Source organism: Arenibacter algicola, assembly GCF_018860365.1.
GTDB lineage: Bacteria > Bacteroidota > Bacteroidia > Flavobacteriales > Flavobacteriaceae > Arenibacter > Arenibacter algicola_B.
Genome location: NZ_JAHKPO010000018.1, coordinates 38975 through 65391 on the forward strand (window position 1 = coordinate 38975; position 26417 = coordinate 65391).

The 26417-nt window shown below is 39.7% G+C and carries 25 protein-coding genes; 14 read left to right on the forward strand and 11 right to left on the reverse strand.

Annotation, left to right across the window (positions count from 1 at the left end; translation table 11 throughout):
- The first annotated feature begins 375 nt into the window (after nucleotides 1-375).
- Genes KO529_RS15640 through KO529_RS15650 form a run of 3 tightly spaced genes read left to right on the forward strand, consistent with a single transcriptional unit; the run spans nucleotide 376 to nucleotide 2307 of the window.
- The gene (locus tag KO529_RS15640; RefSeq protein ID WP_215948804.1) at nucleotides 376-1014 is read left to right on the forward strand and encodes a WG repeat-containing protein; all 639 of its coding nucleotides are present in this window, start codon (nucleotides 376-378) and stop codon (nucleotides 1012-1014) included.
- 1 nt (nucleotide 1015) lies between these two features.
- Nucleotides 1016-1777: an SDR family NAD(P)-dependent oxidoreductase gene (locus KO529_RS15645; protein WP_215948805.1), complete on the forward strand. Its 762-nt coding sequence runs from the start codon at nucleotides 1016-1018 to the stop codon at nucleotides 1775-1777.
- 11 nt (nucleotides 1778-1788) lie between these two features.
- Nucleotides 1789-2307, forward strand: coding sequence for a hypothetical protein (locus KO529_RS15650; protein WP_215948806.1), 519 nt, complete (start codon nucleotides 1789-1791; stop codon nucleotides 2305-2307).
- Between the two features lie 75 nt (nucleotides 2308-2382).
- Here KO529_RS15650 and KO529_RS15655 read toward each other — a convergent pair whose 3' ends face one another.
- Nucleotides 2383-2535: a hypothetical protein gene (locus KO529_RS15655; RefSeq protein ID WP_215948807.1), complete on the reverse strand. Its 153-nt coding sequence runs from the start codon at nucleotides 2533-2535 to the stop codon at nucleotides 2383-2385.
- A 44-nt stretch (nucleotides 2536-2579) separates the two neighbouring features.
- Here KO529_RS15655 and KO529_RS15660 point away from each other — a divergent pair, with 44 nt between their 5' ends.
- The 3 genes from KO529_RS15660 (at nucleotide 2580) to upp (ending at nucleotide 7176) form a co-directional block, all read left to right on the forward strand.
- Nucleotides 2580-3662 (forward strand): site-2 protease family protein, encoded by a 1083-nt coding sequence (locus KO529_RS15660; RefSeq protein ID WP_215948808.1) that lies wholly within the window; start codon nucleotides 2580-2582, stop codon nucleotides 3660-3662.
- 206 nt (nucleotides 3663-3868) lie between these two features.
- Entirely contained in the window at nucleotides 3869-6424 is a 2556-nt protein-coding gene (gene glgP, locus KO529_RS15665) for an alpha-glucan family phosphorylase (RefSeq protein WP_215948809.1), read from the forward strand.
- A 98-nt stretch (nucleotides 6425-6522) separates the two neighbouring features.
- Complete coding sequence (upp, locus tag KO529_RS15670) at nucleotides 6523-7176, forward strand: uracil phosphoribosyltransferase (RefSeq protein ID WP_215948810.1); 654 nt, start codon at nucleotides 6523-6525, stop codon at nucleotides 7174-7176.
- Between the two features lie 33 nt (nucleotides 7177-7209).
- Here upp and KO529_RS15675 read toward each other — a convergent pair whose 3' ends face one another.
- On the reverse strand, nucleotides 7210-9714 hold the full coding sequence (locus KO529_RS15675; protein ID WP_215948811.1) for a cation-translocating P-type ATPase: 2505 nt from the start codon (nucleotides 9712-9714) through the stop codon (nucleotides 7210-7212).
- Between the two features lie 221 nt (nucleotides 9715-9935).
- On the opposite strand from KO529_RS15675, the gene KO529_RS15680 reads away from it, so the two are divergent.
- Nucleotides 9936-10400, forward strand: a complete 465-nt coding sequence (locus KO529_RS15680) for an Hsp20/alpha crystallin family protein (protein ID WP_215948812.1) — start codon at nucleotides 9936-9938, stop codon at nucleotides 10398-10400.
- Between the two features lie 235 nt (nucleotides 10401-10635).
- On the opposite strand, the gene KO529_RS15685 is transcribed toward KO529_RS15680, so the two are convergent.
- Nucleotides 10636-11475, reverse strand: a complete 840-nt coding sequence (locus KO529_RS15685) for a patatin-like phospholipase family protein (protein ID WP_215948813.1) — start codon at nucleotides 11473-11475, stop codon at nucleotides 10636-10638.
- Between the two features lie 260 nt (nucleotides 11476-11735).
- Between KO529_RS15685 and KO529_RS15690 the strand changes: the two genes are divergently transcribed.
- A complete protein-coding gene (locus KO529_RS15690) occupies nucleotides 11736-14489 on the forward strand; it encodes a PAS domain S-box protein (RefSeq protein ID WP_215948814.1) in 2754 nt (917 codons plus the stop codon).
- A complete protein-coding gene (locus KO529_RS15695) occupies nucleotides 14467-15534 on the forward strand; it encodes a response regulator (protein ID WP_215948815.1) in 1068 nt (355 codons plus the stop codon). The genes KO529_RS15690 and KO529_RS15695 overlap by 23 nt, the downstream gene beginning before the upstream one ends.
- Before the next feature lie 40 nt (nucleotides 15535-15574).
- On the opposite strand, the gene KO529_RS15700 is transcribed toward KO529_RS15695, so the two are convergent.
- The 3 genes from KO529_RS15700 to KO529_RS15710 are packed head-to-tail and all read right to left on the reverse strand — an operon-like array spanning nucleotide 15575 to nucleotide 16478.
- A complete protein-coding gene (locus KO529_RS15700; RefSeq protein ID WP_215948816.1) occupies nucleotides 15575-15793 on the reverse strand; it encodes a DUF6327 family protein in 219 nt (72 codons plus the stop codon).
- 4 nt (nucleotides 15794-15797) lie between these two features.
- Nucleotides 15798-16142, reverse strand: coding sequence for a hypothetical protein (locus KO529_RS15705; RefSeq protein ID WP_215948817.1), 345 nt, complete (start codon nucleotides 16140-16142; stop codon nucleotides 15798-15800).
- A gap of 6 nt (nucleotides 16143-16148) precedes the next feature.
- Complete coding sequence (locus tag KO529_RS15710; protein ID WP_215948818.1) at nucleotides 16149-16478, reverse strand: YtxH domain-containing protein; 330 nt, start codon at nucleotides 16476-16478, stop codon at nucleotides 16149-16151.
- A gap of 163 nt (nucleotides 16479-16641) precedes the next feature.
- On the opposite strand from KO529_RS15710, the gene KO529_RS15715 reads away from it, so the two are divergent.
- The 4 genes from KO529_RS15715 (at nucleotide 16642) to KO529_RS15730 (ending at nucleotide 19431) form a co-directional block, all read left to right on the forward strand.
- A complete protein-coding gene (locus tag KO529_RS15715) occupies nucleotides 16642-17139 on the forward strand; it encodes a hypothetical protein (RefSeq protein ID WP_215948819.1) in 498 nt (165 codons plus the stop codon).
- 680 nt (nucleotides 17140-17819) lie between these two features.
- A complete protein-coding gene (locus KO529_RS15720; RefSeq protein WP_215948820.1) occupies nucleotides 17820-18587 on the forward strand; it encodes an RNA polymerase sigma factor in 768 nt (255 codons plus the stop codon).
- Nucleotides 18588-18615: 28 nt separating this feature from the next.
- Nucleotides 18616-19014, forward strand: coding sequence for a hypothetical protein (locus KO529_RS15725; RefSeq protein WP_215948821.1), 399 nt, complete (start codon nucleotides 18616-18618; stop codon nucleotides 19012-19014).
- A gap of 51 nt (nucleotides 19015-19065) precedes the next feature.
- Nucleotides 19066-19431: a hypothetical protein gene (locus KO529_RS15730; protein WP_215948822.1), complete on the forward strand. Its 366-nt coding sequence runs from the start codon at nucleotides 19066-19068 to the stop codon at nucleotides 19429-19431.
- Here KO529_RS15730 and KO529_RS15735 read toward each other — a convergent pair.
- The 3 genes from KO529_RS15735 to KO529_RS15745 form a co-directional block, all read right to left on the reverse strand.
- Nucleotides 19428-20192, reverse strand: coding sequence for an exodeoxyribonuclease III (locus tag KO529_RS15735; RefSeq protein ID WP_215948823.1), 765 nt, complete (start codon nucleotides 20190-20192; stop codon nucleotides 19428-19430). The two genes, KO529_RS15730 and KO529_RS15735, sit on opposite strands and share 4 nt — an antisense overlap.
- Nucleotides 20193-20331: 139 nt before the next feature.
- Nucleotides 20332-22014 carry an ABC1 kinase family protein gene (locus KO529_RS15740; protein ID WP_215948824.1) on the reverse strand — a complete coding sequence of 561 codons (1683 nt, stop codon included), beginning with the start codon at nucleotides 22012-22014 and terminating at the stop codon, nucleotides 20332-20334.
- Nucleotides 22015-22019: 5 nt separating this feature from the next.
- On the reverse strand, nucleotides 22020-22406 hold the full coding sequence (locus KO529_RS15745) for a hypothetical protein (protein WP_215948825.1): 387 nt from the start codon (nucleotides 22404-22406) through the stop codon (nucleotides 22020-22022).
- A 292-nt stretch (nucleotides 22407-22698) separates the two neighbouring features.
- Here KO529_RS15745 and KO529_RS15750 point away from each other — a divergent pair, with 292 nt between their 5' ends.
- Nucleotides 22699-22908 (forward strand): YgaP family membrane protein, encoded by a 210-nt coding sequence (locus KO529_RS15750; RefSeq protein WP_215948826.1) that lies wholly within the window; start codon nucleotides 22699-22701, stop codon nucleotides 22906-22908.
- Between the two features lie 105 nt (nucleotides 22909-23013).
- On the opposite strand, the gene KO529_RS15755 is transcribed toward KO529_RS15750, so the two are convergent.
- Nucleotides 23014-24204, reverse strand: a complete 1191-nt coding sequence (locus KO529_RS15755; protein ID WP_215948827.1) for an acetate/propionate family kinase — start codon at nucleotides 24202-24204, stop codon at nucleotides 23014-23016.
- Nucleotides 24205-24228: 24 nt separating this feature from the next.
- Entirely contained in the window at nucleotides 24229-26322 is a 2094-nt protein-coding gene (gene pta / locus KO529_RS15760; protein WP_215948828.1) for a phosphate acetyltransferase, read from the reverse strand.
- Nucleotides 26323-26417: the final 95 nt, after the last annotated feature.

A 26417-nucleotide genomic window follows, 5' to 3' on the forward strand; every position in this document is an offset into this window, starting at 1 on the left:
GATCATCTTAGGTCTACTTTTGGCAGCCGTTTCAATTCGCTAATGCGGGGAGATGGTCCCCTATGCAAAATTTTCAGTTCTGGCCAGCTTAGGCCTACGTCCCAGTAGAATACCATAATGTTCTGAAACAAAAATATACAGTAGCCGGACTATTTAAAATGATATTGGTCACTATATCCAGCTTTAATTGAAGATATTTCAAGGATCCCTGAACTTTGAAAGAGCTTCATTTCAATTTAATATTTCCATACTCTTTAAAACTAGGAACAGGGATGAAAGCCCGTGGTTGGGAATTAATATTTGTGGACTACTGACATTGGTCATTTTGTACTGCATATCCATACACTACTTTAGTGGAAACTAAAATTCGAAGTCATGAAAAAAATTATTATAACAGCATTCGTAATGCTAATGCTTCCGAACGTATTCCATTCCCAAACCATTAAAAACATTGATGAAATAGCTCCATTTAGTGAAGGATTGGCGGCCGTTAGACAAGGAAATCAATGGGGATTTATTAATGAAGAGGGTACTATGGTCATTAATTTTCGTAACGATATTTATTGGAACAAAGATGCGGATACCTCTAAAAAGGATATTTCCGGTGTCCAATATCCTATGTTCAATGAAGGAAGGTGCCTTATCACTAAAAAGGTGGAAGATGGTGTGTCCGTTTTCGGATTTATCGATACCAAGGGTAAGGTAGTACTTGAGCCCCAGCTATTAAATGTTTATCCCTTTAAGAATGGTTTTACCACGGCCGTTCTTTTTGAGAAATCCATGAAGGGAAAAAACGAATTCAATCTAGATATTTACGAATTTAAGTTTCACGATGTTATGCTGGACACTTCTGGGGAAATTGTAGAGTTCTTCAATAGAAGGAACAATATCCAAATGACCAAAAAAAGGTACGAGATGCCTTCAGTAGGGGTGAAACAATTCAAAGATGGTCTTGTTGCGGTATATACCCAAGATCAAGGTTGGGAAGTAAGGAAGATAACTTTAAATAATTAAAATGTTACGACTAAAGGGTAAAGTAGCCGTTATAACAGGCGGTGCTGGGGGCATAGGATTGGCTACGGCAAAACTGTTTTTACAGGAAGGTGCCAAGGTGGTTATCGTGGATATTGATAGGGAAGTTTTGGAAAAGGCAATCCTGGCCTTAGATCACGAGAATCTGTCCATTTGTGTTGCCGATGTTTCAAAAGCTATGGACAACGAAAAGTTTGTCGAGACAACGCTGGAAGTTCATGGAAAGATCGATATATTTTTCGCCAATGCCGGAATTGAAGGTGTTTCCAAACCAATTACGGAATATCCGGACGAGATTTTCGATAAGGTAATTGGGGTAAACCTTAAAGGGGTATGGCTTGGGTGCAAGCATGTAATTCCGAAAATGCAGCCAGGAGGAAGTGTAATAATCACTTCTTCTGTGGCGGGTTTAAAGGGCTTTTCCGGTTTGGGAGCTTATGTGGCCAGTAAACATGCTGTAGTTGGTATAATGAGGGTAGCGGCCCAAGAAAATGCCAAACGTAAAATTCGTGTGAATACCATTCATCCAGGTCCCGTAAACAATAATATGATGCGGCGTATTGAAGTGGATATGTCGCCCAGCAGTCCTAATGAGGTTATGAAAGGCTTTGAGGCGGCAGTACCTTTAGGTCGTTATGCAGAATCTAGCGAGATTGCAGCTATGGCACTTTTCTTGGCTTCGGACGAGAGTAAGTATATTACAGGAACTACCCATGTGGTAGATGGCGGCATGTTAAGTTCATAATGTTTGGGGATTTGGAAACTACAACTAACATAAAAAAATATTTGGAAGGCGGTGATATAAGATCCATAGGCCGGGTTAAGTTTTTGATACCTTTAATTCGGAATCAGGGAGACTTCGACCTTCTTTTTGGTTTTCTTCAATCCAAGGATAGGCCAATAGTTATGAGAGCTGCGGATGCCGTGGAAAAAATTACCATTGGGAGGCCCCAATATCTTCAAAGTCATAAAAGTGAGATATTGTCTTTTCTCCAAAACGCCCAAGACAAGGAATTTAAATGGCATTTATCCCTAATGGTGGCAAGGCTTTTACTCACAGAGCAAGAGTTGAATATTGTCTCCTCCAAACTTAACCAGTGGGCAAGCGACCCTGCCGAAAGTAGAATTGTAAGGGTGAATGCCTTACAGGCCCTTTGTGATATTAAAGATCAAGATCCAGGAATGGAAAAGGATTTTAGGACTCTTATAGGGAAATTGCAAAAGGAAGAAATAGCTTCGATAAATGCCAGGATTCGAAAATTAAAAATAAGCTGATTTTGGCCACTTTAGCTTAAGAATAGGGACAGCTTAATTAGTTCTTTAACTAATATTGTACACTGTCATATTCGTCTATACCTTATCTATTTGCATTTCTCCACTTTCAGGGGCAGACCTTTCCAAATTTTTTATTACCGCCCTATACTTCTTCCTGTTTAAATAGTCCAGTCTTTCGGCACCAAGGTATTTATAGGGGCTAATTTTACCACTTATGACATTTGTCATTGTCAATGTCGTGCTGTGGAAATATCTTCAGCAAAATATTATTTATGAAAGGTTTTTTAAGGTTGGGAAAGATTGCCGGCATTCAATTGGAGGTCCATTGGACTTTTGCATTATTATTAATTTGGGCCGGATTTATTGAGTTTCAAAATAGCGGAAACTTCGAAAGGGTTGCCGTTAACCAGGGCTTTATTTTGGTATTGATGGCCTGTGTAGTGCTGCATGAACTGGGTCATGCCCTGACCGCTAGAAAATTTGGTATCAAGACCCAAAGAATTATTCTTCTACCCATTGGCGGTGTGGCCACTTTGGACAAAATGCCGGAAAAACCGGGGCCGGAACTATTGGTAGCCTTGGCCGGTCCGGCCGTTAATGTTGTGATAGCCATTATATTGTCTCTTATAATACCTATCAAAAGCTATTTTAATTTCGATAATATTGTGGTGGAAGAGATGCTATATGCACCCAACCTACAGAATTTTCTATTTTATCTTTTTGTAGCCAATGTAATGTTGGTAGTATTTAATCTTATACCTGCATTTCCTATGGATGGCGGACGGGTACTTAGGGCCTTGTTGGCCTTTAGATTGAGCCGTGTGGATGCAACGAACATTGCAGCCACTATTGGCCAGGCCTTGGCCGTGGTATTTTTTATACTAGGATTTTTCGTAAATCCCTTTTTAATACTTATTGCCTTTTTTATTTTCTTCGGGGCTTATGGCGAGAATCAAATGGTTAAGCAAAATTCCCTGCTGCAGGGACATCTGGTAAAGGAGGCCACTTTGACCAATATAACGATATTACGTCCGGATAATAATGTTCAAGAGGTTATAGATATTCTTATGGCAAGTACGGAAAAAGATTTTGTGGTAGCCAAGGACATGGAAATTATTGGAATTGTAACCCAGAAGGATGTTATTAAGTATGCCAAGACCCCTTCAACACTTGTAACGGAAATTATGGATAAGAACTTCACCGTAATTGATGAATCTACAGAAATCCTTAAAGTATTGGAATTGGTAGGAAAGGAAAAGAAAAGCTTTTTTCCCGTTACAAGGAATTCAAAATTAATTGGAGCTATAGATATGGTCAATATAGGGGAGTTTATTTTGTTTAAAACAGTATCCTGAAACAAGTTCTTGGAGCAATATCTTCTTATTTAAGGTTGAACAATGATCCAAACCTCTAATCCAGAATAGCGCTTTAGACCCTTTTTATATTTCCAATTCGGTATTGGAACAAAAAAAAGTGAGTCTGTTGAGGTAGGCAATAACTTCTAATTAAATCATAACAACCCTAAGGAACTCCGAATTTGAAAACAACTAATAGTCAAGAAATGAAAAATAGTAATTTGGGAGGGACTTTGAAAAACAACCAGGTTTATGGTTTTATTCCAACGGATATTGATGGTGTTGACGAGCTCGCTGAGTTGGCCCTGGATTTACGCTGGTCTTGGAACCATGCCGTAGATGAAATATGGTACAAATTAGATCCCGAACTATGGATGGAGACCCATAATCCGTGGGTAGTTTTACAGAACGTGTCCCGGGATCAACTCATATTTCAAATGGGCAATGAGGCTTTCCGGAACAAGTTAAATGAAATGATAAAGCTTAAGGAGAAGTCCCAAAACGACCCCGCGTGGTTCCAAAGGAAATATCCCTCATCCCCCCTAAAATGCCTTGCTTACTTTAGCATGGAATTCATGCTTAGCGAAGCATTGCCCATTTATGTTGGAGGCCTTGGTAATGTTGCTGGGGATCAATTAAAATCGGCCAGTGATCTAGGGATTCCCGTTGTTGCCGTGGGGCTACTTTATCAACAGGGATATTTTAGGCAGTTGATAGATCAATATGGTACCCAACAGGCACTTTTTCCGTACAATGATCCTGGGCAATTGCCCATTTCGCCACTGCGGTTGCCCAATGGGGAATGGTTGCGGATCAATATATCCTTATCCGGTCATACGGTTTGGTTGCGCACATGGCAGGTACAGGTGGGCCGGGTGAAACTTTACCTGTTGGATAGTAATGATCCGGTTAATATGCCGCTCCACAGGGGCATCACCAGTGCAGCGTATGGTGGCGGGACCGAGCTTCGCATTCAGCAGGAAATTATTCTGGGTATAGGGGGATGGAGATTGCTCCGAGCAATGAATATTGCACCAGAAGTATGCCATATGAACGAAGGTCACTCCGCCTTTCTTGTACTGGAAAGGGCGGCCGATTTTATGCGGGAGAATGGCGTGTCTTTCCAGGAGGCCTTGGCAGTAACCCGTGCAGGAAATTTGTTTACCACCCATACGGCGGTGGCGGCCGGATTTGATAATTTTAGTCCAACTTTAATGTGGCAGTTTTTTGCCAATTATGCCAAAGAGGAATTACATATTGATTTTAATGATCTGTTGGCATTGGGTAGGGAGGACCCGCTTAATTTATCCCAGTATTTCAACATGGCCTATCTGGCTATTCATGGCAGTAGTGCTGTAAATGGGGTGAGTAGGCTTCATGGGGAGGTAAGTCGTAATCTTTTTGGAAATTTATTTCAAAGGTGGCCTAATAGCGAAGTGCCGGTTGGATATGTAACCAATGGAGTTCACATGCCCAGCTGGGATTCTATATACGCCGACAAAATCTGGACGCATTCCTGCGGTAAAGAACGCTGGAGAGGTCATTTGGAATCTGTTGAGCAAGATATTTACTGCGTTTCCGATGTTGATTTATGGCAACTCCGGAACGATTCTAGACATTACATGATAAACTTTATACGGGAAAGGTTCCAAGGACAGACCGAGGATGCCGGCCAGTCCCCGGAAATCGTGGAAATGGCCAAACATATTTTTGACAAGGAAACTTTAACCCTGGGTTTTGCACGGAGATTTGTTCCCTACAAAAGACCAAACCTACTTTTGCATGATGAGGAACGATTTATTCGCATTCTAACAAATCCACAGCAGCCGGTGCAATTGGTAATTGCGGGAAAGTCTCCGCCCTATGATGAGTCCGGAAAGGCATTGATAAGACAATGGGTGCAATTTATTGAACAGCATAACCTATATAAGCACGTAGTTTTTTTAAGCGATTATGATATGTTGTTAACAGAACATCTTGTTCAAGGGGTAGATGTGTGGATAAATACACCTAGGCGTCCTTGGGAGGCCTGCGGTACCAGTGGTATGAAGGTTCTGGTAAATGGTGGGATCAATTTATCGGAGCTGGACGGTTGGTGGGCAGAGGCCTACACCCCGGAAGTGGGTTGGGCATTGGGCGATGGTCATGAACATGGGGAGGATTCCTCTTGGGATGCTGTCGAGGCCAACGAATTGTACGAGCTTTTGGAACAAAAAGTGGTACCGGAATTTTATAATCGCAATGAAGATGGGATACCTGAACATTGGGTAGCAAAAATGCGAAATAGTATGTCTACCTTAACCCCAAAGTTTTCGGCAAACCGTGCCGTTCGTGAATACACGGAGAAATATTACCTTCCGGCAGCAATCAATTACAAAAAAAGATCGTCCAAAAAAGGAGTGGCAGGAAAAAAAATAGTTGACACCTATCTTGAATTACAAAATAAGTGGTGGCAAATGCGCTTTGTCCAAACCCAAATTGAAAATATTGTGGAAGGATATCAATTTAAAACGGTGGTCTGGTTAAACCACCTTAGTCCTGACAATATTTCTGTTGAGCTTTTTGCCGAAGGCCTTAATGGTGGTATAAATGAAATTATAAAAATGGAGATCGTTGGGCTCGCAAAGAATGGGTTGGATCATGAGTACCAGGCACGTATAAGGACCAGCAGGCCAGAGAGTCATTATACGGCAAGGATAGTTCCCTGCTATGAAAATATTTCCGTGCCGCTGGAAAATAACTTGATTCTATGGCAGCGATAATTATTTTGAAGAAAAAGGGCTATAACCTGTTGCGCATAGTTAAGATTTTATAGTGTTTGTAAGGGGAATTCAGTATCTTGAAACTAAATGGATAAACAATGATCGTACATAGCTTAGGGGAAGAAAATTCACTGCTAAATAAATTTGTCGCCGAAATCAGGGATGCCAAAATTCAACGTGATAGCATGCGCTTTAGGCGTAATATTGAACGTATTGGGGAAATTTTGGGTTACGAACTTAGCAAAACCCTTAACTATAGGAACCAAATGGTTGAAACACCTTTGGGAACCAAAGAAATGTCCATGCCCGTTGATGATTTGGTGTTGTGTTCCGTTTTACGTGCCGGACTCCCCTTACATCAGGGCCTGTTAAATTATTTTGACAATGCGGAGAATGCCTTTATTTCTGCCTATAGGCATCACCGCGGCGATGAGGATGCTTTTGAAGTTATAGTAAAATACTTTGCGGCCCCATCCTTGGAAAATAAAACCTTGGTCCTTACAGATCCTATGCTGGCCACTGGAAAAACTTTGGAAAATGTTTTAAATGCCCTTAAAGACCATGGCAAACCCAAGCAGATCCATATAATATCGGTAATTGGTTCCCAATCCGGGATAGACCATATTAAGACAGTTTTTCCAAAGAATACCCAATTGTGGATAGCGGCTATCGATACTCAATTAAATAGCAAAGGCTATATTATTCCCGGTATAGGGGATGCAGGGGATTTGGCTTTTGGGGTTAAACTTTAGACTTCTTACTATCTGCTCATCTGTTGCACTATTTTAATTTCTCCTAGCTCGTTTTACCCCTTTCACAATTTCATACCAGAGTACGGAAATCATGCCTACAAGGACTGAAATTCCCAGCTGATTAAGGGTTAAGGTTTCAAATTGAAAAAACCTTGTCAATGGGGGAACAAAGAGCAACAATGCCGATAAGATCAAAGTAATTCCTATAATCAAAGGCACCAGGTTGTTCTTATATTTTAAAGTGGTCCAAATTGAATAATAAAAAGAGCGGTTTACCAAAGTCAGAAAAATATTGGAAGATATTAATACCATAAACACCATAGTTCTGGTTACGGATTCGTTATGACTTTCAAAAACGGCGTATTGGTATACCGATAAAGATCCCAAGGTGATCACCAGTCCCTGAATGATACTAGTTGTCAATTCTTTGAACTTAAAAAAAGTTGTAGTAAATGGCCTTGGTCTTTGGATCATTGTATTTTTCTCCATAGGCTCGTTTTCATAAATAATGGAGCAGGTGGGGCCCATAATCAATTCCAATAAAATAACATGGGAGGGTGAAAATATGGCAGGATAGGCCCACCCCAGTGCCAAGGGGATAAATACCGTTAATATGATAGGGATATGAATGGATATGATATACTGGATGGCCTTTTTTAAATTGCCGTAAATTTTTCTGCCCATGGCAATGGCATCTACCATTTTTGAAAGGTCATCGTCCACCAAGATCAAGGAGGCGGCCTGCTTGGCAATTTCAGTTCCTTTTTTGCCCATGGCAATACCGATATGAGATGCCTTGAGCGCCGGACCGTCGTTGACCCCATCACCTGTCATGGCCACTACTTCGTTATTGGCCTTTATGGCGTTTACAATTCTTAGCTTGGCTTCTGGGAACATGCGGGTAAACACCTGGGTAGACATTACCTTTTGTTGTAGTTCCTCATCGTTCAATTGCATTAGTTCTTCCCCGGTCATGTTTTTATCATAGCCAGGAAAATCAATTTGTTTGGCAATGGCCATGGATGTGGCGGGATTATCACCTGTAACCAGTTTTACCTGTATGCCGGCCTTGTCAAAATCTTTCAGTACCTGGCGAATGTTATCTTTAGGGGGGTCATAAAAAGCCACCAATCCCTTGAAAATAAATTGAAAATCCTGTTGTTTTTCAGGAAAGTCAGGTCCTTTGAAATTGGCCTGTCCCACTCCTAACATTCGGTATCCTTCCCGCCCTAAATTGGTCAAGATATCCGTAATCTGTTCTTTTTGGGCATCGGTAAGTGTGGACGTTGCCAAAAGTGCTTCCGGTGCCCCTTTGGCAGCAATGATACGGTTACCTTCACTATTTGCGAACAGATGGGTCATCATAGGAGGTTTTCCGCTTAGCGGATACTCATGTATCATTTTATAATGTGGTCGCTGGTCTACAGAGGCAATTCTACCGTAGGCCACATGCAAGGCCTTTTCCATAGGATCGAAAGGTATTGGTTCGCTGGCCCACATCGCTATGGTGACCAATTCTTTTTGAGAATTATTCAGGAGGGCATCTGCAGAAACTACCTCTCCCGTATCCAAGGTGAAGAGTTTGGCAAGTTCCATCTTATTCTGGGTTATGGTACCTGTTTTGTCCGTACAGATTACCGTAGCGCTTCCCAAGGATTCTACGGTTTTCATTTGTTTTACCACAATGCCCATTTTCATTAACCTATAGGCACCTAGGGCCATAAAAGTGGTAAAGGCCACGGGTATTTCTTCTGGCAGGACACTCATGGCCAAGGTTAAGGCTTTCAGCAAACTTTCCAAAACCTCCCGTGATTGAAGGTAATTGATTCCCCAGACCAATAGAAAAATGATACCGCCCCAAATGGACATATGTTTTACGAAATTGGAAATCTGTTTTTCCAAGGGTGTCTTCTCCTCCTGGATTCCTTCAAGACTTTTTCCAATTTTACCCAACCGGGTGCTGTTCCCAATTTCTGTAATGGTGGCGATTGCCAGTCCACTGGCAACTGTAGTGCCGCCAAATATCTTATTGTCCAATTTTGACGCATCCTTAAAAACGGAAAGGGATTCTCCGGTAAGTATGGATTCGTTTACGGAGAAATCGTTGGAATGTACAATGGTGCCATCGGCAGGAACGGTGTTGCCTTCCTCTACCATTAGGCTGTCGCCAACAACCAACTCCTCACTGGGTATTTCTATGACCACTCCGTTCCTAATGACCTGACTATTGGGTTGGGTAAGACTTTTTAATTTTTCCAAGGCCATCCTACTTTTGGAATCCTGATAAAGGGATATGGAGGCTACCAGGATAATGGCGGCGACCATAAATATTCCATCACCATTATTTCCTGTTATAAAATAGATAGAGGAAGCCACCATTAATAGGATGACCATTGGCTCCTGGGCAACACTTTTTAAAGCGTCTAAAAAACCATTTTCCTTTTTATAGCTAAGGCTATTTTCGCCATGTTTTTTTCTTGAGCTTTTTACTGCTTCATCCGTTAGCCCTTTAATGCCAAAATCGAGTGGATTGATCATGTTGTCTAAATTAACAAAATTGTACAGAACCTTGCATTATAGACCAACTCTTATATGAATTTAATTAAGATATGGTTATAACAGTTTTGATACATTGATTTGATATGGTAAAAATAAACGTAAAGAAATTTTGAGAGACTGACCTATATCATTTTGTACAAAGGCATTTGGATGTACATTAGGGATAACAATAAATGTATAACCCTTAAAATCAAAATATTATGTCAGTAGTAAAATTTAAAAGGAGACCATTTGGCAACCTAATGAGCCAAGATTTTTTTGACATGGACGATTTTTTCGATAATCGCGGTTGGGTAAGGGACATGCTACCCGATAGTTTCTGGAATGGAAAAAGGTCGGAGCCAGCCTTGAACATTAAGGAAACCGGTGACCATTTTGAGATAGAACTGGCCGCTCCTGGATTTCAAAAAAAGGACTTTGAGGTAACCATAGATAATGGATGCTTGAACATTACTGCCGAGAAATCGCAAACCAAAGAGGAAAAGGAGGACAAATTTACGCGTCGGGAATTTAGCTATAATTCCTTTGAACGGTCCTTGCAGCTACCTGATAATGTAAAACAGGAAGAAATTAAGGCCGCCTACAAGGATGGTATCCTTAGTTTTAATCTTGCCAAAAAAGAGGAAGCTAAAAAAGCACCTCCTAAAAAAGTACAAATCGGATAATAATTATTGGTTGGTTATTTGTTAGTAGCAATGCCTTCCTACTAAAAACTGAATTACGTTAAAGTATAAGGTTTAAGTGGGAGGGCTTTTGCATTTTTAAACCTCACTAGAGTTCAACCCTGTTGTAATAATCTAGGGTAATAAGGTGAAATTCCTTAAGAAAATGTCTAGCCTTTTAAATTTATACCAATAGTAATAAACTTTATGATATGTGATAAAAAATATTGTCGAGGGTTTATTCTTTTGGAGTATTCTTAACGGAAGTATTCATTGAAAAACCATTCATTGCTTCCAATTCTGCATCCGACAGTAATTCTGAGGAAATAGGGTTGTTTTCCAGTGCTTTCATGGTTGCGGTATAGCCTAAATCTAAGATGATGTCCAAGTTTTTTAAGGTGAACATACTATATTGATCCATGTTCTTTGGACGGATCAATAAATCACAGTCCTTAAATTTTTTAGTTGTTTCATTGGCTACCATTACATGATAGGCCCTTTCTAAAACCTTGTTTACATGATTAAGTTCTTTGATGCTTACATGATTGAACGGATTTACATAAACGCCCACAATCTTATCACAATATTTTTTTATAAGGTCCACAGGAAAATTGTTTAAAGTGCCACCGTCTACGTAATATCCTTTTTCAATCTGTACGGGCGCAAACAATCCAGGAACCGCTGCTGATGCCAAGACAGGTTTTATGAGTTCTCCACGACTAAAAATATTCAATGTACCATCAAGTAAGTTGGTGGCCGTTACATAAAGCTGCTTTTCCAAAGATTCGAAGGTATCATGGGGCATATAGGCCTTTAATTGATCATGGAATTTTTCTGTGTCCAAGAAACCTGGTTTTCCCATGGCATAATTATTAAAACTAAAAATTTCTGTAGTCTTAAAAAAATCCAGCATTTGCTCCCATGTACAGCCAGAAGCGTACAAGGCACCAACTATGGCGCCTGCACTGGTTCCTGCTATATGCGTAGGGTAAATGCCATATTCTTCCAAGGCTTTTATGGCCCCTATATGGGCAACGCCCCGGATACCACCCCCGGATAATACCAAACCTGTATTCATTGATCTTACTTTTAATTCTAGTCTCAAAATTATTCCATTATTGGGAGTACAGATATGACCAATATCATGTTCTTGGAATCTAGGTACAGCTTATGACGGATATCATTTCTTAGGGCTATAGCGAACAATACATTTGTGTAAATGAGTGCTAAAATACTAGAATACAGGACTCAATGGGTAGTTTATTTTCAACCAAACTCCTTAGCGGTCCTTCCTTTTGGTTTGGTCAAGACCATTAAGTGAAAATCAGTAAAAGGACAATGAATGAAAAATTAACAAATAGCGATCTTTATCAATCCATTTTTGAATCTTCCTTAGCTGGACTGATTGTGGTAGACGAACTTGGATACATTCTCATTGCCAACATGTCTGCCCAAAAAATGTTCGGATATGTTGAAAGGGAATTAGTGCAGGAGAAGATTCATTTGATTATTCCCGATTGGAAGAACAGTGCTTTTGATGTCCAAATGAAAGATATTGTTGTAGGGCCCAACCAGTTTTATGGTAGAGAAAAGAACGGGGTCAAATTTCCTATCGATATTAGAATAGTCCCAACAATGGTAAAAGGTCAAAGCCTAAAAGTGATCTATTGCAAACCAGCGGATATCCCTGTATTTGAAAGCGATAGAAAGTTTCGAACCTTGATTTCCAATGTAGCGGGCATAGTTTATAGCTCTAAAATTGATAGACCTTGGAACATTGAATTTATCAGTGAAGCCTGCAAGGCTATAAGCGGATATACTCCTATGCAATTTTATAATAGATCAGGGATTAGTTGGGAATCTTTAATTCATCCAGAGGATTTGTCCAAGGTTTTGGATGAGGTGAACAAGGCAATTTTGGATAAAAAACAGTATCAGCTCACCTATAGGATTGTTACTGCAAATAAGGAAATTAAATGGATATGGGAGCAGGTTTCCTGCGTTACGGATGAGCAGGGCAATGTTTACAGTTTGGAAGGTTTTATGCAGGATATAACGGAGCCGAAGAAAATAGAAATGGCACTGGACAAGGAGAAAAATTTGCTCCGACAATATTTGGATACGTCCGCCTCCTTGTTTTTGGTTATCAATAAGGACTATACCGTTGAGCTGGTCAATAATAAGACCTGCGAGATTTTAGGTCTTGATCAGGATGCAGTTTTGCACAAGAACTGGTTTACAGGCTTTGTTCCAAAAAGGGAAAGAAAGGAACTAATGGCACTTTTCGATACTATTTTTAAGGATAAGGTGAAGCCAAAAGATTTTTATGAAAACCATGTACTCACCAAGGATGGGAAGCAACGACTTATACGATGGCGGAACGCCACCTTACGGAATGGAAATGATCAGATTATCGGAATTGTAAGTTCTGGGGTAGATGTTACGGATACCAAGTTGTTACAGAATACCCTGAATATCAGAAATAGGGCCTTGGAACTTGCAGGAAATGGAATCATCATTGTAGATGCCCAAGATCCAAAACTCCCCATTATATATAGCAACAAGTCCTTTACCCAAATAACCGGATATAGCCACAAGGAGGTTCTGGGAAGAAATTGTAGGTTTTTGCAAAATGGAGATAGGGACCAACCTGAAATAGCAACCTTGGCCAAGGCTGTGCAAAATGGTGAGTCCTGTAGGGTTGTACTAAGAAATTATCGTAAGGATGGGACCCTTTTTTGGAACGATCTGGCCGTTACGCCCCTATATGATAATGAGCTAAAATTGACACATTTTATTGGGGTTCAGAACGATGTTACCGAAATTCAGCAAAACAAGAAGAAGTTGGAGGAATATGCCCAACAATTGGAGCATAAAGTGAAAGAACAGACTAGGGAAGTACAATCTACAGTACAGAAACTGGTGGCCACCAGTTTAAACCTGGAAGATCAGGTAGTGGAGACCCAAAGGGCGGAAAAGAAGGCCAAGTTGAGTAGGGCATTGTTTTCTGCCATAGCACATAATTTTCCCAATGGGGTCATAATGGTCTTTAATTCGGATTATGAACTGGTTTATGTGGAAGGGGAGGAAATGGACCGAATAAATATTAAAAAGTCCGATTTTGAAGGAATACCCATAGATGATATCCCTGTTTTTTCAAAATGGCAGATAAAAAAAATAAAATCGGATATTCGAAAAACATTAAGGGGGAGCAATATTTCATTTGAAGTGGATTTTCACGATCAGTGTTATGCCGTGAATTCTACACCGCTCTATTCCGATGAAAAGAAAATAATGTGGGCCTTGTTCGTTTACAACAATGTTACCGAGCAGAAGGAGATTCAGCATAAATTGGAAAAGACCCTGGAGGTTGAAAAGGAACTAAACGAGCTGAAATCCCGTTTTATTTCAATGGCCTCCCATGAGTTTCGTACCCCGCTCAGTGCCATACTTTCTTCTGCTATACTGATAGGAAAACAAAATGAGCCGGGTAAGGAGGACAGGAGGATGAAACATGTTTCAAGGATACGCAACAATGTGAAGGATCTTGTTGTTATTCTTAACGACTTCCTCTCTTTGAGCAAGTTGGAAGAAGGCAAAGTGCAGGTAAAACCACAGTCTTTTGAATTGATACATTTTATAAAAATGTTGATCGATGAAATGGAGCCAAACAAAAAAGATGGACAGGATATTATTTTAAAGCATTCCGAACCTTCTGTATCGGTTTATCTTGACCCCAAATTATTGAACCATATCCTTATAAATCTTCTCTCCAATGCCATAAAGTATTCGGAGGAGAAAAAAGAGATTATCATTAAAGTTAAGGTTGGTGGAAAAGTCTTATCCATAGATATTAAGGATAAAGGCATTGGTATACCTAAAGACGAGCAAAAAAATCTATTTAACCGTTTCTTTCGTGCAGAAAACGCCACCAACTTTCAGGGCACGGGTCTCGGGCTTCATATTGTTAAGCAGTATACAGAACTTTTGGGCGGTGGTGTAAACTTTAAAAGTGAGGTGGGTATAGGAAGTACCTTCAATATTAAACTTCCCGTAAATATAAATGAATATGAAAAGAATTCTATTAATTGAGGATAATAAGGATGTTCGGGAAAATACAGCAGACATATTGGAATTGGCCAATTTCGAGGTGGCTACCGCCGAGAATGGAAAAATAGGGGTAGAACTTGCAGAAAAATTTAAGCCGGACGTGATCATATGTGATATCATGATGCCAGAACTGGATGGATATGGAGTCTTGGAACAGTTGGGTAAAAACAGTACCACTTCTAGTATACCCTTTATATTTCTAACGGCAAAAACCGATAGGGCAGAGGTGAGGTTGGGAATGAATTTGGGGGCGGACGATTATCTGACCAAACCTTTTGAGGAAAAGGAATTATTGGAAGCCATTACCTCCCGATTGCGAAAGAGCGACTTTCTTAAAAAAGAGATAGCCAAAAACATGGAAGGACTTAATAAATTCTTGGACGAGGCCTCCCAATACGGCGATATGAAAAGTCTTTCCAAGGATTATCCCCTTAAAACGTATCATAAAAGGGATATTGTTTTTTGGGAAGGTGATAACGCAAAATCCTTGTATTTTATAGAAAAGGGCAGTGTAAAGACCTATAAGAGTACGGAATCCGGAAAGGAATTTGTGACTGGCATATATGGTCCGGGAGATTTTGTAGGGCAACTATCCTTATTGAATTCCGATAAAGTTTATGTAGAAAATGCAACTGTGTTGGAGGATGCCGAAATGTGTGCCATACCTAGGAAGGATTTTACCAAATTGCTTTATGGCAACTCGGCGGTTTCACAGAAATTTATTGGAATGATATCCAATAACCTTATGCACCTGCAGGAACAATTGGTGGATATGGCTTTTGCCTCTGTAAGACAACGGGCCGCCAAGGCCTTATTGGAACTTTATGATAAACATGTAATACAGGATAAACCCAAGGGCGGTATAGGAATTCCACGGGAAGATTTTGCAGGTATGATCGGCACCGCAACAGAAACCGCTATCCGTACCTTATCGGATTTTAAGGAAGAGGGCCTCATTGCCACCGACCACGGACGAAGGATCATTATTTTAAATGAAAAGGGACTTAGGCAGGTAGCTGATTTTTAAGGTTGTCATTCATTGAGGACAAGATTCAAAATTATATATGCTACCTTTTACTAAACATGGCCTTTAGTTTCCTTATTGCATAGATCAACAACATTTGTTGAATGCTACCCTTAAGGTTTCCCGCCAATTGCAGTGGTCTTAGATTTGACTTTAGCTGATTAATATTAAGTTTAAGGCTTTCAATTTCAATTTTGCGCTGTAATTTCAAGACCATTAGCCTTTCATCAATTTCTTTAAAAGAGTTGTATTGTTTCCCCATGGTCTTAATCAAAAAAATGTTTGGAAAATGTGCGCAGTAACGGCCCATTGAGTCTATCCCTAAGAAAATAACAAATGAAAGCTATAAGTATATAGCCCATACCCACCACTAAATATCCAAGGTAAGTGCTTTCCATTATTTCATTCAGGGCATTTGATGCGGCCCAAGATAACAAAACCAAAGCAAGTAGGGCCAAGGCCCCAATTAAAAGGGTTTGCGCAAATGTGGTCACAAGCTCCATTAGCACCTTAAATATTTTTAGCTTGGCATATTCCTCGCTATTTTCTAGATAAGACCTTACATCGGCTTCTGCTTCTGTAAAGTCTCTCTTAAGTTCTTCCAAGGCCATATTACCTTATTTTTGAAATTGGGCGTTCTTCTTTTTTAAGTCTTCCAATTTACGCTCCAAGGTAGCAATAATGTCATCTGCCTTGTAGCTCATAGTGGAGATGGCTTCATCCAATTTTCGGTCAAAGGCATCTTTTTTCTCATTGGCAGTTTTGGTAAGTTCTTCCTTGGCATGTGATAATCTATCTGATATATCATGGGTAGTTTCCCCAACCTTTTGCTTTATTTTATGTCTGGTCTCAATACCCTTGTCAGGAGCATATAGAATTCCAATTCCTGCTCCTATGGCAGCCCCTGTTAATAAAGCCAAAAGAATATTTCCGTCGTTGTTTGTCATGATTTTTGTTTTTAGATTACTATATGTTTATTAATAATACCAAAAGTAACCTTAACAAAACCCATTTGAAATGATTTAAATCATATCCTAAAATCTTTATGATGCTTACATTGGGATTGAACGAATATTCCAGCCTGACCATTTCATAATTATCTATAAAAAAATGAAATCCAGGGTGAACACTACAGGTAAAAGGATTATTATAATAGTAGATTTTCAGCATTTACAGATGTTGAGAAAAGCTATACGGGAAATATTGTCCAGCAAGGATACATTCCAGTTGTCCATTTTGGGTCAACTTGGAAACGACGGTTTTTTCCTGGATAAAATGGAGGTAGGCTTAGAACGGGAATTGAAGACCTATTGGAATGGGGTTTTAGAGACTAAAACCGATTTTGGGATTTTTGGGAATCCGGAGTTTGGAACCCTTTTTGTTACCGGTCCGGTAGCTTCCCAATTTCTAAAAGACATATCTGGGGAGCCTTTGGGAGCAATTTCGGCAGGCCCTTATGGTATTTTAAGGGGCATGGGGATATTGGAAGAAGAGGTTAATTCACATCTTAAGTTATTGAAAGAGGGGCATTACTTGCTTTTTATACGGACTTATACCCAACATTGGAAATTGATAAAAAAACAATTGGGAAAGCTTATATTAGTTTAGAGGCTTCATTTCGTTTTGGTGTATGTACTGCTTGCGGTAACCAAAAAAAAAGAAACAGTAGCTCTAGAGCTACTGTTTCCCTTTAAGGGTTTAATTCCGTTTGTACTTCCATTTATGCCCATATTTTAATTTATTGCTAAAATGATTCAAAAGTCGATTTTAGAACAACCGGTATACCACCCATAAATATAGTTCCATGGCTAACGCCATATTTGGAACTAATGACATTTACTCACTAAGTGGAATTTGAATGCTCCGACGCCTCAAGGGCCTGCCCAGAAGTAATTAACTTATATAAGAAACCGGGCCACCTGAATGTCCCGGTTTCCAAGAAGCTATTGAGCCTGCCTGTTACGCTTACTGTAATTTGTCAATGATGATCTTAGCATTTCAAGTTTTCAAAATACAGGGTCCAAGGCATCTCCAACAACTTCTTTTGGATCCGTGCAGTGTTACTGCGACACTACATCCGTATCATGAGGTATTTAAAGAATAATATTTTAATTAAAAGTATGTCAATATACATGGATATTTTCAAGAATGAAATGACGTAGGTCAGTAATAGATATTATTAATTTTTTTTGATAATCCATTGTTCTATAATGATATAAATCATTTTTTAAGAGCATTAAAGGTTGCATTTTTGAAGGAAAGTTACTTAGCAAATAAATAAATTCAATATGGAAGAATCAGTAAATATTTATCAGAGCAAAAGGGAGTTTCACTTATTCGTGGCCAATACGTACAGGGATTTGAAACAGCTCAAAAAAGAAGGGGATCTGTCAACTTTTAATAATCTATTGTTAAAGGCGATGCCAGAGGTGAAACGCTATGTTAATAAGAATCTGAACAGGGCACTGTCCAATGGCAAAATTGATAGGAATAAGTATAGGGCAGATGATTTTATAGATCAACTTTTTATTGAGGTGTATGAACATATTGATGAAATTGAAAATGAAAAGGAACTTTACCCTTGGATGTTTAAAAAAGTGGATGAGCTATTGGGAGATATACTTGTAGAGGAGGAATTTGATTCTTTATTCTTCGAGAATTTGGATAACTATTCCAAGCCCGAATGGGATGCAATGCAGGAGAAATTTTCTACTGATGGAGATGGTGATTTGGTGATGAAAGAAGAATGGGACGATATTTCCTATGCAAAGAACGATTATGTGCTGAACCATGTTTTTGTTGAAGACGGGGATCAGGAAATCATAGTCCAATTGGACAAGGAACTGGGGGCTGAAAATATAAGAAAACATTCCGAATTGGTTTTGCGTCATTTACCAGGGCCCATGCGAAGAGTATATGAGCTTTTTACCGAACATCAGTTTGACGTAGCGGAAATTGCAAAAATACGCAACAGCACCATCAAGGAGGTAGAATCACTTTTGGACGCAGCCAGGAAAAGTTTGCGTAAAAGTTTCTTAAATAGATATGTATCCTAACCAAGGATAACCTAAAATAAATAAAACTATGAACGCCAAATCATCAGGTCCGAAAAAAGAAATATTGTTGGATAGCGCATTGGATGTACTGCACAAAGAAAGTGTGGAATGGACCAATATCATTGCATTTTGGAAGGATGAATCCAAATTTTTTACAGATCTGCTGGATAAAGAAAAGGTAAATAACTCAGAATATGGGCAGATGCTACAATATTTGGATAAGATCCACGAATCGCTATTTGATTATTTGGCAGCGGATATAGTAAACCATGAAAGGTTATTGTCCAGATTGGTAAGGGGAGAGGAAGGCTTGTCCGATAAGGATTATAGGGAAAAACACGCTACCCTAAAGGAACAGATGGATTTGTTTACCAACGACTTTAGGGAATTTAAAAAAATGGTATTTGGGTACGCCAAAAAATTGTGATATTACCTTAGTCTCATGTAATGCTGAAAAACTAATAAAGAACTGAATGTTATGGAAATCTCTATTTATACCTCAGAAAATAAGACAATGGATAGTATTGCCAATTTTTTGGAATTCTATTATAGCTTTCGATTGAAGCATTTGGCCAGTGATTTGCTGGAACAAGGTTTGTCTCCCGCACAAATTACGGAGGCGGTGGTCAAGGCCATGGCTGTAGGGAAATCTTCAGGTTTGGATATAGACCAACATTTTAGACCGGTATTCACGGGAATCCAAAAGCAAGTTGTGAGCGACTGCAAGCTGTCACATTTAGCCTATGGATTGGTACTTATGAATGCGGACGCCCAACTCCAGGTCGTAGGTGATTTTCAAGTTAGTGTCCTGCAGGAATTTATAGGGCATTACGGATCTTTCTAGAATTCTATTTCCAAGGAGATGGGACAATGGTCGGAACCAAAATAATCCGATAGGATATCCACAGACTTTATGTGGTCTACCAAAGACTTGCTTACCAGGAAATAATCTATACGCCAGCCCGTGTTTCTTTCCCGCGACTTAAAGCGATAACTCCAATAGGTATAGGCAACGGTATCAGGATGAAAATGCCGAAACGAATCCACAAAGCCGGATTTGATAAAATTGTCCATTCCGTCAATTTCAGTTTGGGTATATCCTGCCGTTTTGTTGTAGTTGCTTTTATCGTTCTTAAGGTCTATGGCCCTATGGGCCACGTTAAAATCCCCGCAAGCAATTACAGGTTTAGTCTTTTCCAGGTTTTTAAGGTAGTTCAGAAAATCGGCATCCCATTTTTCACGATAATCCAAACGATCCAATTGTTGTCCGGAATTGGGAACGTAGACATTTACCAAGTAAAAATCATTATACTCCGCACACAGTATTCTACCTTCGCTATCGTGTTCCGATACCTGCATATCTTTGCTTACGGCAAGAGGTTCTGTTCTGCTCAGGACTGCGGTACCGGAGTACCCTTTTTTATCGGCCGAATTGTAGTCTCTATGATAATGTTCCATTCCCGAAAGTGTCTCCTCTACCTCATGATCCTGTGCCTTGGTCTCTTGAAGACAGAGGATATCTGGTGCCATTTTATTTACGGATTCAAAAAAATCTTTTTTGGCAACGGCCCTAATGCCGTTGACGTTCCAGGAAATTATTCTCATTGTTTGGATTTTATTTTGGACACGGCCATGAAAAAAAACAGTTCGGAATAAAGATAATGATTCCGAACTGTTTTTATAAAATGATCACTTAAAGTTTTGCCCCATCTGTCATAAACCATAGGCAGGAATAGAATAAGGTTTACTCTTCCTTATTTCTATAAATTGAAATTAGAATAACCAATCCAATAATGGCGGAAAGACTAAAACCTATTGCGCCCAATACGGGTATACCACTAATTTTTGGAGGCATATCGGCCATGACCAAAAGGGCAGAGCCAATGGATAGGGCTGCAATAATAACCGCATAGACCAAACGGTTAAAAGCGGTCTTTAGGGACATTCTAAATTCGTCCAGGCCATTATGCTCATGTACAATGACCAATTTCCCATCTTTTATCTTATCTACAATTTCATTAATGTCGTCCGGTAATTTATCCAAGAGCGCATTGTAATCTTGAAATCTATTCAGGTTCTTTTGAAAAAGTCGTTTTAGGCCAAACCTTTTTCGGGTTATCTTGGCCATATAGGGTTTTAGATTATCCGTTATGTTGAATTCAGGATCTAATTTTAGGCCTACACCTTCAATTATAATCAGGGCCCTTATAAGAATATATAGGTAATGCGGTATGGTAATCTTATTCTCGTAAAGAACATTTTTAAATTGTTTCAGGGTAGTCCCCAACTTAATGTTATGGATAGATGTATTACTAATACCTTCAATTAATTCGTACAAATCATACTCCAATTTTTTTTCATCCGGGATTTCGGATTTTAAGGCAATCTTTTTTAAGACGGGAATTAATTTCTTTACATCTTTTTTCAAAAAACAAAGCAGTAGATCTGTAAGTGCCTCCTTGTCATTGGGCATTATAGTACCCATCATGCCAAAATCTATGAAGCAGATTTTTTGGGCCTCGGGTAACACAAATAGATTTCCGGGATGTGGGTCGGCATGAAAAAAACCATGTTCCAAAACCTGTTCCAAATATAGATCTACCCCAACTTTGGCAACGGCGCTGGAATCAATATTACTTTCCTTTAACTTTTCCAGTTCGGAAACCTTGATTCCATCTGCCCATTCCATACATATAATATGGTCATTGCTCAATTCACGATATAAATGGGGTACATAGATAGCTTCGTTGCCTTCAAAATTTTTGGCGAAATGTTCCATATTGTCCATTTCCCTTTGAAAACTAAGTTCTTCATTGATGCTTTTTTCAAAGGACTCCACCAACCTTAATGGCTGAAAGGCCTTGGCCTGTGCACTATATTTTTCCAAGGCCTCGGCAACTTCCTTCATAATGGAAATATCGGATGCAATAACATCCGCTATATTGGGGCGCTGTATTTTTAATACTACCAAATCCCCATTGAGAAGCTGCGCCTTATGAACTTGGGCCAGGGAGGCCGCTGCCAAAGGTTTGGGATCAATGGAAAGGAAATATTGGGAGCAGTGGATATCCAGTTCATTGGACAAAACTTTTTCTACTTCAAAATTCTGTAGGGAGGGAGCATGGTCTTGTAGTTTTTCTAGCTCTTTAACCAGCTCCGGTGGCAACATATCGTCCCGGTTGCTCATAATTTGCCCCATTTTTACATAGGAAGGACCCAATTCTTCAAGCACCATACGGATACGTTCAAAAGTGGATCCTGATAACTGCTTTTCTGTGTCAGGGTGTTTTAAAAGGTATTTTTTGGGGATGAACTTTCTAGCCTGGCTACTGGCCATAACATCTTGAAACCCATATTTGGTGAGGACCACAAATAGGGCGTTGTACCTTTTAAGATTTTGTTTCTGTGGAAGTTTTATACCAAACATAAAATTTATAGGTACTTGGTCAAAAAACGAAAGAAATCTTTTTTAAGGTCCGCATAAATCTCTTCCTGTACCTCCATTTTTTTTCGGAACTCCATATGTTTTTTTACCAATATGGTGTCCATGGCATCATGTGACACCAAATCTTGACCGGCCATGCGGGTTTCATGGATTTCGATTTCTTCCAATAAATCCTCGATAACTCCACCATGTAGGATAAATTCGTTCTGAAAGTGGTCCAATTGTTTTAATACCTCTTTTTTGGTCCATCTAGTAACCAGTTCGCTAAGCCTGTTGTTAAAAATAATGAGTTCATCCTGCCAAAAGAAGAGTTCCCTTCTCCAAATTTCGTGTTCAAAATGCAGGTTTGAATTATATATGATTTCTTTTTCCATGATAATTAGATTTAAATATTATAAATGTGGCGTACCCCAAAATTATTTAAATGTATCGGCCCCTGAAATGACATATATCATTTGAAGAGGGATACATATCCATTTACTTTGAATTGTCAATATAAAAATTGGGAAAAACCGAAAATAGGTTGCAACTTTAGCAATGAGGCCCCAAATGACACTTTGGTTAGTTTGAAGTTTATAGACAAAAAATTAATAAAAAAGAGACCTAAAGAATAAAATGGTAAGTTCATTTGGGCCTTTTCAAATTGTATAACATAAATTTATCGTCATGAAGAAAAATATGGGTAATTTGGACAGAACCTTGCGTTTTGTGGTTGCGGCAGCATTGATCGCGCTTTATTATAACGGTACTATTTCCGGGGTGTTGGGTATTGTACTGGTGGTTTTGGCCATTATCTTTTTCCTGACCAGTTTTATTGGTTTTTGTCCCCTGTACCTTCCTTTCGGAATAAGAACATGTAAAACAAAAAAGGAATAAACCTTGGTTTTGCCATACGGCAATTTTGTTTATTGGGGCCACTCATTGATCATCATGGAAAATTGGGTTTTCCTGCAGATTGACTCAAAATCTCTATTGTCAAAATTATAGGTTATGGGATAGACCATAGGCTTGTTTTGCAATTTCCAACTCTTCATTTGTGGGGACTACCAAAACTTTGACTTGAGCCTTGTCACTACCAATTTCCCTTATGTTGGAAGATTTTAACTCATTTTTAGAAGGGTCCATTGTTATGCCCAAATAGTCCAATTCGTTGCACACGAGACTTCTGAGCGTGCTGGAATTTTCACCAATGCCGGCGGTAAAGACCAGGGCATCCAAACCGTTCATGGCTGCTGTATAGGCACCTATATATTTTTTTATGCGGTAGGCGTTCATTTCCAAGGCCAATTCACATTCAGGATTTCCGGATTGTGCTTTGGCTTCAATATCCCTTAGATCCATATGCCCCGTAAGCCCTAACATACCACTTTTTTTGGTGAGTAAAGTATTTACTTCTTCCAGACCATAACCTAAATTATTTACCAAATAGAAGATAATAGAATGATCCAGGTCGCCACTTCTAGAGCCCATGATAAGTCCGTTGGAAGGGGTAAATCCCATGGAATGATCTATACTTTTTCCATCCCTTACAGCAGTGATACTGCAACCATGGCCCAGATGTATGGTAATTATCTTGGAAGATTTTAATTTTAAGAAGGAAATTGCCTTCTCGGATACATATTTGTGACTGGTACCATGAAAACCAAAGGCTTGGATACGATGATCTGTATATAATTCATTGGGCAAAGCGTATTTCTTGGCCTTCACTGGCATGGTCTGGTGAAAAGCGGTATCAAAAACGGCAATTTGTTTGGCAGTAGGAAAAGCTTCCTCTGCCAATATAATGCCTTCCAAATTATGTGGGTTGTGTAAAGGGGCCAATACAGAAAGTTCCCTTATTTTATCCTTTACCTCCTGTGTAATCACGGTGGTTTCAGAAAAGGTATTACCGCCATGCACTACCCTATGGGCGACAATCGCGATATCATTAACGTCTGCAATAACACCTTGGACGGAATCCATCAGGAGTGTGGCCATTTTCTTGAATCCGGCACTGTGATTGGGAATCACCATCACCTCCTCAATATCCACGGTATTGGTTTTATACTTTACAGTTGCATTTTTGGAGCCGATTCGTTCTATTAAACCCTTGCCTATTACAAGCTCCGAAGGCATTTGAATCAATTGATATTTAATGGAAGAACTTCCTGCGTTTATGATCAGTATGTTCATAGTTTTTGTTTTATTGGATTAAAATTATAGGCCTTGTGCCTGTATGGCGGTGATGACTACAGTGTTATAGATATCCTCCACTGTACAGCCACGGCTTAGGTCGTTAACAGGTTTGTTTAGACCTTGTAACATGGGGCCAATGGCCAGGGCACCTGTTTCCCTTTGAACGGCCTTATAGGTGTTGTTTCCAGTATTGAGATCTGGAAAAATGAATACACTGGCCTGTCCGGCCACTTCCGAATCCGGCAATTTACTCTTACCTACATTTATATCCACGGCTGCATCGTACTGTATGGGGCCTTCTACTTTTAAACCAGGTCGTTTTCTTTTGATAATATCTGTGGCTTTGCGCACTCTATCCACGTCTTCGCCCACTCCTGAAGCCCCGGATGAATAGGATAGCATGGCAATTTTGGGTTCTATGCCGAAGGCCGTGCTGGTTGCCGCAGAAGAAATGGCTATTTCCGCCAATTGTTCAGCGGTGGGATTGGGATTAATGGCGCAGTCCCCAAATATGGTGACACGGTTGGGGAGACACATAAAGAACACGGAGGACACAATGGAGACCTCTGGTTTGGTCTTAATAAATTGTAAAGCCGGTCTTATGGTATGTTGTGTAGTATGTGCTGCACCGGAAACCATTCCATCGGCATGACCTTTGTAGACCATCATGGTGCCAAAATAGGAAACATCCTCCATTAGATCTTTCGCCATGGCAAGGTTAACATTTTTTTCTTTTCGCAGTTCGTATAGGGTGGTGGCATAATCCATAAAATTGGGCGAAGATTTGGGGTCTATAATATCGAAGCTATTGGAATCCAAACTTATATCCAATTCTGAAATTTTTGCCATTATTTGCTCCTTATCCCCCAACAATGTAATGGTGACGGCATTGGTGTCCAGAAGTTTTTTGGTAGCCTTCAGAATGCGTTCGTCATTTCCTTCCGGGAGGACAATATGTTTCATGGCCGATTTTGCCCGTTTAAGAAGATTGTACTGGAACATTCTAGGGGTAATTCCCTCAGCCTTAAAAGTAATAAGTCGCTCGGCTAATTCATTTGTGGGGACATATTTTTCAAATTCCTGTATGGAGGTGGCTATTTTTTCCTTGTTTTCTGGATATATCCTGGGTTTAATGGTTCCTATGCGGTTGGTTACCGAAAAAGTACCATCGGCAACTGAAATGATAGGAATAATATCGGAAAGGCCCTCAATAAGTTTAATGATGGAATCCTCCGGTAATAGTCCGCCTGTTAGAACTATACCGGATAGATTGGGGTAATTTCTGGAGATGTTGGCCTGTAAAGCCCCTAGAATAATATCTGCCCTATCTCCAGGGGTGATGACCAAGCTATCCTTTTTTAAATGGGTGATGTAATTGCGGAGCTGCATGGCGCCCACGCTAAATTCACCGGCCTGATTGTTTATAAAATCTTCTCCGAACAAAACCTTGGCCGAAAGGGCCTGTGCAATCTCCTTTACGGTCGGATTTCCCAAAACAGGGTTCAAAGGGATAGCAGCTATCAATACTTTTTTTGGCAGTTTTGTCTTGAGACCCGATACTGCCTGTTCCAAATTTTCTGGCTGTACCTTATTGGCAACGGTCAGTAGTACTTCTACTCCCTTTTCCCTAAAGGAATCATAAGCCATGTATATATTTCCGACCAATTCTTGAAGGGATTTGCCCATGCCGTTGGCAATTATAATTGCCGGAATTCCTAAATTTTTGGCGATAAGCACATTAATGTCCCATTCTATGATGGCGCCCTCACCTGAAAAATCTGTTCCTTCCACCACTACAATGTCGAACCTATCCTCAATGGCCTTGTACTTATTGATGATATTACTTATAATTTCGTCATCCTTGTCCATATTTTTAAGTTGTACCACTTGGCTACGGGTATAGGCATAGGAATCCTCAAATTTCTGGTCTACTTCAAAATGCTTTAGTACAGTATCTATATGGTCATCGATCCTGCCCTTTTCAAAGTCATCTATAATGGGGCGGAAATAACCCACTTTCGCGGTTTTTCCCAATAATAACTGCATCATGCCCAAGGATACGATAGATTTTCCGCTATTGGGCTCTGTAGTGGCAAGGTATATGGCTTTGCTCATGAACTATTAATATTCTTTGAATTTATATAAACGATTCTTTTTCCAGTTGCGAAGTTCGGGCATAGAAAGATTACCATATATGATAGAAGTCATTT

Bases quoted from the DNA above. Each gene is read 5' to 3' on its own strand.
- KO529_RS15725 (WP_215948821.1), top strand. From the start codon at position 18,616: ATGAACGCCAAATCATCAGGTCCGAAAAAAGAAATATTGTTGGATAGC.
- KO529_RS15720 (WP_215948820.1), top strand. From the start codon at position 17,820: ATGGAAGAATCAGTAAATATTTATCAGAGCAAAAGGGAGTTTCACTTA.
- KO529_RS15675 (WP_215948811.1), bottom strand. From the start codon at position 9,714: ATGATCAATCCACTCGATTTTGGCATTAAAGGGCTAACGGATGAAGCA.
- KO529_RS15740 (WP_215948824.1), bottom strand. From the start codon at position 22,014: ATGTTTGGTATAAAACTTCCACAGAAACAAAATCTTAAAAGGTACAAC.
- KO529_RS15705 (WP_215948817.1), bottom strand. From the start codon at position 16,142: ATGGCCTTGGAAGAACTTAAGAGAGACTTTACAGAAGCAGAAGCCGAT.
- KO529_RS15660 (WP_215948808.1), top strand. From the start codon at position 2,580: ATGAAAGGTTTTTTAAGGTTGGGAAAGATTGCCGGCATTCAATTGGAG.
- KO529_RS15750 (WP_215948826.1), top strand. From the start codon at position 22,699: ATGAAGAAAAATATGGGTAATTTGGACAGAACCTTGCGTTTTGTGGTT.
- KO529_RS15715 (WP_215948819.1), top strand. From the start codon at position 16,642: ATGAAATCCAGGGTGAACACTACAGGTAAAAGGATTATTATAATAGTA.
- KO529_RS15710 (WP_215948818.1), bottom strand. From the start codon at position 16,478: ATGACAAACAACGACGGAAATATTCTTTTGGCTTTATTAACAGGGGCT.
- KO529_RS15640 (WP_215948804.1), top strand. From the start codon at position 376: ATGAAAAAAATTATTATAACAGCATTCGTAATGCTAATGCTTCCGAAC.
- KO529_RS15755 (WP_215948827.1), bottom strand. From the start codon at position 24,204: ATGAACATACTGATCATAAACGCAGGAAGTTCTTCCATTAAATATCAA.
- KO529_RS15745 (WP_215948825.1), bottom strand. From the start codon at position 22,406: ATGGAAAAAGAAATCATATATAATTCAAACCTGCATTTTGAACACGAA.
- glgP (WP_215948809.1), top strand. From the start codon at position 3,869: ATGAAAAATAGTAATTTGGGAGGGACTTTGAAAAACAACCAGGTTTAT.
- upp (WP_215948810.1), top strand. From the start codon at position 6,523: ATGATCGTACATAGCTTAGGGGAAGAAAATTCACTGCTAAATAAATTT.
- pta (WP_215948828.1), bottom strand. From the start codon at position 26,322: ATGAGCAAAGCCATATACCTTGCCACTACAGAGCCCAATAGCGGAAAA.
- KO529_RS15700 (WP_215948816.1), bottom strand. From the start codon at position 15,793: ATGGGGAAACAATACAACTCTTTTAAAGAAATTGATGAAAGGCTAATG.
- KO529_RS15735 (WP_215948823.1), bottom strand. From the start codon at position 20,192: ATGAGAATAATTTCCTGGAACGTCAACGGCATTAGGGCCGTTGCCAAA.
- KO529_RS15730 (WP_215948822.1), top strand. From the start codon at position 19,066: ATGGAAATCTCTATTTATACCTCAGAAAATAAGACAATGGATAGTATT.
- KO529_RS15690 (WP_215948814.1), top strand. From the start codon at position 11,736: ATGAATGAAAAATTAACAAATAGCGATCTTTATCAATCCATTTTTGAA.
- KO529_RS15680 (WP_215948812.1), top strand. From the start codon at position 9,936: ATGTCAGTAGTAAAATTTAAAAGGAGACCATTTGGCAACCTAATGAGC.
- KO529_RS15685 (WP_215948813.1), bottom strand. From the start codon at position 11,475: ATGAATACAGGTTTGGTATTATCCGGGGGTGGTATCCGGGGCGTTGCC.
- KO529_RS15645 (WP_215948805.1), top strand. From the start codon at position 1,016: ATGTTACGACTAAAGGGTAAAGTAGCCGTTATAACAGGCGGTGCTGGG.
- KO529_RS15655 (WP_215948807.1), bottom strand. From the start codon at position 2,535: ATGACAAATGTCATAAGTGGTAAAATTAGCCCCTATAAATACCTTGGT.
- KO529_RS15695 (WP_215948815.1), top strand. From the start codon at position 14,467: ATGAAAAGAATTCTATTAATTGAGGATAATAAGGATGTTCGGGAAAAT.